A 6,000-nucleotide genomic window follows, 5' to 3' on the forward strand; every position below is an offset into this window, starting at 1 on the left:
CTCCGACCGGTCCGGGGGGGCCTTGGCGAGGCGCCAAGCGCGAGGAGGACCGCTCCGGGGACGCCTTGGCGCGGCGCCAAAGGCGGGGACGACCGCTCCGGGGACGCCTCGGCGAGGCGCCAAAGGCGGGGACGACCGCTCGGGGGGCTCTTTGGCGAGGCGCCGAAGGCGGGGAGGACGGCTCCGATCGCTCCTTGGCGATGCGCCGAACGCAAACGGACGCGTGATGCGTCGGCCCCAGGTTTGCCCGCGGAGCGTCCCCCGCGCTAGGGTGGCTCGATGCCGACGCTCGAGCACAACGGTCTCGTCGACATGTTCCGCGAGAACCCGGCCCTCGCGCCGCACCTCGTCGAGCTGCTCTTCCGCATGGACCTCCCGCCTTACGCGACGGTCACGGTGGTCGAGACCGCCCTCGATCAGCTCGTGCCCGTGGAGTTCCGCGCGGATCTCGTGCTCGAGCTGCGCGACGAGCGGGGCGCGCTGGTGTTCGCGATCGTGCTCGAAGTCCAGCGCGACAAGGACACGCGCAAGAAGTACGCGTGGCCGGTGTACGTCGGGGTCGTGCGGGCGCAGAAGGAATGCCCGACCGTCGTGCTCGTCGTCGCGCCGGACGCCGACGTGGCGGCCTGGGCCGCCGAGATGATCGATCTCGGGCTGGGGCGCGGGCGCATCGAGCCGCTCGTGCTCGGCCCGGCCAGCGTGCCCGTGGTGACGGACCCGTCCTTGGCGGAGCAGGAGACGGAGTTGGCCATCCTGTCGGCGGCGGCGCACGGCAACGGCCCGAACGGGCTCGACGTGGCGTTGACGGCGCTCGGCGCGCTCGGGCGGTTCGACCGGGAACACGCTGCGGTGTACTTTCAGATCGTTTACAATGCTTTGCGCGAGCCCATGCGGAGGGCCCTGGAGGCGCTGATCATGCAACGGCAGAGCGAAGGAAAAGCCACGTTCCCCCCGTTCGCACAGCAGATCTTCGACCGCGGCATGCAAGAGGGGGAGCTCAAGGGGGAGCTCAAGGGCATGCTCAAGGGCAGACGCGACGCCCTGCTCCGCCTGCTCGCGCGGGCCGGGCTCTCGCTCGCGGAGGACGATCGCGCGCGCATCGAGGCCTGCATGGACACCGAGACCCTCGATCGGTGGGTCGAGAACGTCCTCGGAGCGAAGACCACGCGCGACGTGTTCGCGTGACGTAGCCAACCGGCAACCACGCCTCGTGCAGGCCTGGTACCAAGGGTCTCCACACCCCACCCCGATCAGAGGTATACCGCCGGGGACGTATGCCTCAGTTCTCCCTCGCGGAGCGCCTGCGTGGCCTGGAGCGGCTCTGCCTGCCGGTCTGGGTCTTCGACGTGGAGCGGGCCCGCATGGCCTGGGGGAACGCCGCCGCGCTGACGATCTGGCGCTCGCCGAGCCTCGACGAGTTCCTCTCGCGGGACTACTCGGACGCCTCCACGGCGACACGCACGCGCAACGAGGGCTTCCTCCGCCGGCTCCGCGAGGGCCACGACGCGCACATCGAGCACGCCTTCACGTTCTATCCACGCGGCGAACCCTTGCACCTGCGGTGCTTCATCTCCGGCATCGAGCTCGACGACGGGCGCTTCGCCCAGCTCATCGAAGGCCAGGTGCGGACCGAGGCGCAAGACCCGAGGATCCTGCGGTGCGACGAGGCCCTGCGGCACGTCTCCGCGATGGTCGCGCTCCTCTCCCCCGAAGGCGCCGTGCTCGTGAGGAACCCGGCCGCCGAGAACGCCTTCGGCGGGTCGAGCACGCCCTCGGCCTGGTTCGAGGACGCAGGCGCAGAGGCGCGGATCCTGAAGGTCGCCGAGACCCAGGAGGTGCTCGACGAGGAGCTCGTCGCGCTCACGAGCGAGGGGCCGCGCTGGCACGCCGTGGAGGCGCGCCGGACGAGTGATCCGGTCACCGGGAAGCACGCGATCGTCGTGCACCAGGTGGACGTGACGGAGCGGCGGGAACGCGAGGCGCTGATCGAGGCGCAGCAGCGCGAGATCCTGGAGCTCTCGGCGCCGCTGCTCGACGTGGCCGAAGGGGTGGTCGCCGTGCCGATCATCGCGGCCTTGACCGAGGCGCGCTGCGCAGAGCTCGAACGGCGGCTGCTGCCCGGCCTGGTGGAGCGCGGCGCGCGGGTGGTCGTGTTCGATCTGACGGGCGCGACGGCGTCGGAGGGCGAGGGGCTCTCGCAGCTCGTGCGCCTGATCAACGCCGTGCGGCTGCTCGGCGCGCGGCCGATGGTGACGGGCGTGCGCTCGACGCTGGCGAGGGAGCTCGTGCAGAGCGGCGCGGACCTCGCCGGCGCGGCGGTGATGCGGTCGCTGCGGGACGCGCTCGCGAGCCCGCGCGCGGCGCGGCGGTAATGCGGCTGCTCCGGCGCTGACGCCCCCGAGGCGCTCGTGTTCACGGCGCGCCTCGGCGACGCGGCTCTGTCCGGGTCGATGGCGGCACGTTTTGAGCGCCCGCTTTTGAAGAATCGGGAGGCCATGCCATACTGACGCTGCATTTTGCGTCAGGCGGGTGGGGCCGGACGGGGCGAAATTGGCCAAGACAGCGCGTCGACGCAGGGGGGCGAGCGCGCCATGAGTTTGCCGATCGCAATCGGGGACGTGATCGCCGAGAAGTACCGCGTCGATCGCCTCCTCGGCTCCGGCGGGATGGGCGTGGTCGTGGCGGCCACGCACCTCACGCTGCGCACACGCCGCGCGATCAAGGTGATGCGGCCCCACGGGGTCGGCTCGCCGCTCGGCGTCGAGCGCTTCCTGCGCGAGGCGCGGGCCCTCTCCGAGCTCCGCAGCGCGCACGTGGCGCGGGTCTACGACGTCGGTCGCCTGCCGAACGACGCGCCCTTCATGGTCATGGAGTACCTCGAAGGACAAACGCTCCTCGCGCGGCTCGCGCAGCGCGGCCCGCTGCCCGCGGAGGAGGCGGCAGCGTACGTGCTGCACGCGTGCGAGGCGCTCGCCGAGGCCCACGCGCTCGGCATGGTGCATCGCGACCTCAAGCCCGACAACCTCTTCCTGACCCAGGCCCACGACGGCTCGCCTTGCGTCAAGGTGCTCGATTTCGGCGTGTCGAAGCTCCTCCACGACGAAGGCGAAGGCAGGGCGCGCACGAGCACGGGCGCGATCGTGGGCTCGCCTCTGTACATGTCGCCCGAGCAGATCAACGGCGCGCACGACATCGACGGGCGCAGCGACATCTGGGCGATGGGGATCATCCTCTTCCAGCTCGTCACGGGGGAATGCCCTTTCGCCGGGAACAACGTGCTGGAGATCCTCGCGCAGATCGCAAACAAGAAGCCGCCTCCGCCCTCCACGCTGCGCGAGGAGCTAAAAGCCTCCTTCGACGCGGTGATCCTGCGTTGCCTGGAGAAGGACCGCGCGCTGCGCTACCCGGACGTGGTGGCCCTGGCGCGAGACCTCGCGCCGCTCGCGCGCTCCGAGCCGGACCCGCCGGCGGTGCTCGTCGCGCGCATCGAGCGCGTGTACGCGATGGCGACGAAGACGGCTTCGATGTCGACCGCCGCGGAGCCACACGCCGACACGACCGACACGCCCGAGCGCCCGGAGCTGGAGGCTCGAACGCCGGAGCCCGCGCACGCCGTCGATATCACCTGCACGCCGACGCCATGGACACGCGCGGGGATGCCCATGACGTCTCCGATCGAAGGAACGATGCTCGCGTCGGTGGCCGGCGGGTCGACGGGGACACACGTCGCCAAGCCACGGCGCGCCCTGGTGCGGCATTTCGCGGCGGCAGCGATCGTTCTCGCGCTGAGCGCGTCGCTCGGAAAGCTGCTTTCCCTGATCCACCCCCCGAACCATGCGCCCGCGTCGCAGGTCCCCGCCGCTTCGTCCAACCTGCCCCCTCCCCGCGCCACGACCAATCCGCGGACGGCGTTGGCGGCTCCGAAGCAGCCCCCGAAAAACGCCTCGAAAATCCCCCCACCGGCCGGGTCCGTCGGGGCCGTGCCGATTTCGTCGGCGTCGACGCATGTGTCGCCCCCTGCTCGGATGGGTTCGCCCCAGCAAGGTCCCGTCCGGCGTCCCTCCTTCCGGTGAGTCCCTCCAGACCCCAGGTAGCCCGGGGGGGAATCATGACCAAAGCTGCGATGAAGGATCCCAAGGAGCTCAAGCAGAAGCCTCCGTTCCCAGCGCAGGAGCAGGAGCACCCCGGCGCCGAATCGGGCCTGCAGCCTCGGGCGGACCACGGCGAGTCGTCGTACCGAGGGCTCGGCCGGCTGAAGGACCGCGTCGCGCTGATCACGGGCGCCGACAGCGGCATCGGGCGCGCCGTCGCGCTCGCCTACGCGCGCGAGGGCGCGGACGTGGGCATCGCGTACCTGAACGAGCACGAGGACGCGAACGAGACGAGGCGCCTCGTGGAGGAGGCCGGTCGGAAGGCCGCGCTTTTCCCCGGCGATCTCTCGTCCGACGCCGCGTGCAAGAAGCTCGTGGAGGACGCGGCGAAGGCGTTCGGCCGCATCGACATCCTCGTGAACAACGCGGCCGAGCAAGGCAAGGCCGTCGAGACGTTCGAAGAGCTCGACGCCGAACGCGTGGAGCGCGCTTTCCGGGTGAACATCCTCTCGATGTTCCACATCGTCCGGCACGCGCTGCCGCACATGAAGCCGGGGAGCGTCATCATCAACACGTCGTCGATCCAGGCCTACCAGCCGCGGCCGGAGATCCTCGATTACGCGGCCACGAAGGGCGCGATCGTCACGTTCAGCAAGGGCCTCGCGAAGGCGCTGATCGGGCGCGGGATCCGGGTAAACACGGTGGCGCCGGGGCCGGTGTGGACGCCGCTCGTGGTGCAGTCGTTCCCGGCAAACAAGAACGCAGCGTTCGGGCAAAACAGCCCCATGGAGCGGCCCGCGCAGCCGGCGGAGCTCGCGCCGGCCTACGTGTTCCTCGCGTCGGACGAGTCGAGCTACGTGACCGGCGAGGTGCTCGGGGTCACGGGCGGCAAGCCCCTCGGCTGACCGGATCCGGGGGCCGGCCTTTGGCCCAGCGGCCCCCCTTCCGCTACCCTGCCGGGCGATGTCCTGGCCCACCCGCTCGCTCTGGATCGCATCCCTCGCCGTGGCGTATGCCGCGGTCGCGGGGCTCTGGGCGACGGGCGGGGACGGGAGCGCGTGGCTCGCCCTGCTCCTGCCGCTCGCGTGTGGGGTGGGCTGGAGGCTGACCGCGGAGGACAGGCGCGGCGACGATACGCTCGACCCCGGCGCGCGCTCGGCCGCGCGGCTCACGATCGCCGGCGCCTCGCTCTTCGCCGCCTCGCGATGCGGGGCGAACACCCCGGGCTTCGTGGCGGGGGAGAACCTCGGCGTCGCGCTCTCGGCGATGGGCTCGCTCTGGGCCATCGCGCGGATCAAGCCGCTCGGCGGGCTCGCCGAGCCGAGCCCGTCGGCGCGCAGGCTCGACGCCGCCGCGTTCGCCGCGCTCTTCTGGGTGGTCGCGGCGGCGCTGCCGGGCGCGGCCGCGATGTTTCCCGAGCGCACCGAGGGGCTCGATCCGCTGCTCATCGACTACGCGACCGTGGCCGCGTCGATCGGCTCGCTCAGCGTGCAGCTCTTCGCGGCGGCGCGGCTCGCGGCCAGCCGGCGCGCGGAGATCGGCGTGGCGGAGCGGGCGCAGGCGGCGCTCTGGCTCGGCTCGATCGCGCTCGCCGTGGGGATCTTGGCGGCGGCCGCGCGGGTGCTCCCGCCCGAGCGGGTCTTGCCGATCGCGGTGGTGCTCGCGTCGCTCGGCGCGGCGTTCGCGGCGGCGAGCCGGGAGCCCGAGACGGTGCTCTCGGCCCTCCGGCTGACGCTCGCGACGACGGGGCTCGTCGCGCCCATCGCGCTCGGCGCGGTCTACACGGCGCACGTGCGGCCGGCCGTCGCGGGCCCGGTGGCGTTCGGGGCGGCGGGGGCGGCGGCGCTCGCGGCGCTCGTGGCGCAGCGGCTCGCGCATCGGGCGGGGCCCGGGAGCGGGCGGCTCTTAG

The 6,000-nt window shown here is 72.2% G+C and carries 4 protein-coding genes and 1 pseudogene; all 5 read left to right on the forward strand.

The annotated features are described in order from the left end of the window. Positions 1-279: 279 nt before the first annotated feature. The gene (locus QHF89_RS39860; protein WP_136971635.1) at positions 280-1,185 is read left to right on the forward strand and encodes an RpnC/YadD family protein; all 906 of its coding nucleotides are present in this window, start codon (positions 280-282) and stop codon (positions 1,183-1,185) included. 89 nt (positions 1,186-1,274) lie between these two features. Further along, positions 1,275-2,372 carry an STAS domain-containing protein gene (locus QHF89_RS39865; RefSeq protein ID WP_136971636.1) on the forward strand — a complete coding sequence of 366 codons (1,098 nt, stop codon included), beginning with the start codon at positions 1,275-1,277 and terminating at the stop codon, positions 2,370-2,372. Between the two features lie 219 nt (positions 2,373-2,591). Further along, positions 2,592-4,073 (forward strand): serine/threonine-protein kinase, encoded by a 1,482-nt coding sequence (locus QHF89_RS39870; protein WP_136971637.1) that lies wholly within the window; start codon positions 2,592-2,594, stop codon positions 4,071-4,073. A gap of 35 nt (positions 4,074-4,108) precedes the next feature. Then, on the forward strand, positions 4,109-4,996 hold the full coding sequence (locus QHF89_RS39875) for a glucose 1-dehydrogenase (RefSeq protein WP_136971638.1): 888 nt from the start codon (positions 4,109-4,111) through the stop codon (positions 4,994-4,996). A gap of 58 nt (positions 4,997-5,054) precedes the next feature. Further along, positions 5,055-6,000 (forward strand): annotated as a pseudogene (locus QHF89_RS39880) (hypothetical protein); the annotation flags it as partial.

This window comes from Polyangium sorediatum, from assembly GCF_029946465.1.
In the GTDB taxonomy this organism is placed as follows: domain Bacteria; phylum Myxococcota_A; class Polyangia; order Polyangiales; family Polyangiaceae; genus Polyangium; species Polyangium fumosum.

What these genes read in the sequence shown, in the direction of transcription:
- QHF89_RS39860 (WP_136971635.1), top strand. Translation starts at nt 280, where the DNA reads ATGCCGACGCTCGAGCACAACGGTCTCGTCGACATGTTCCGCGAGAAC.
- QHF89_RS39865 (WP_136971636.1), top strand. Translation starts at nt 1,275, where the DNA reads ATGCCTCAGTTCTCCCTCGCGGAGCGCCTGCGTGGCCTGGAGCGGCTC.
- QHF89_RS39870 (WP_136971637.1), top strand. Translation starts at nt 2,592, where the DNA reads ATGAGTTTGCCGATCGCAATCGGGGACGTGATCGCCGAGAAGTACCGC.
- QHF89_RS39875 (WP_136971638.1), top strand. Translation starts at nt 4,109, where the DNA reads ATGACCAAAGCTGCGATGAAGGATCCCAAGGAGCTCAAGCAGAAGCCT.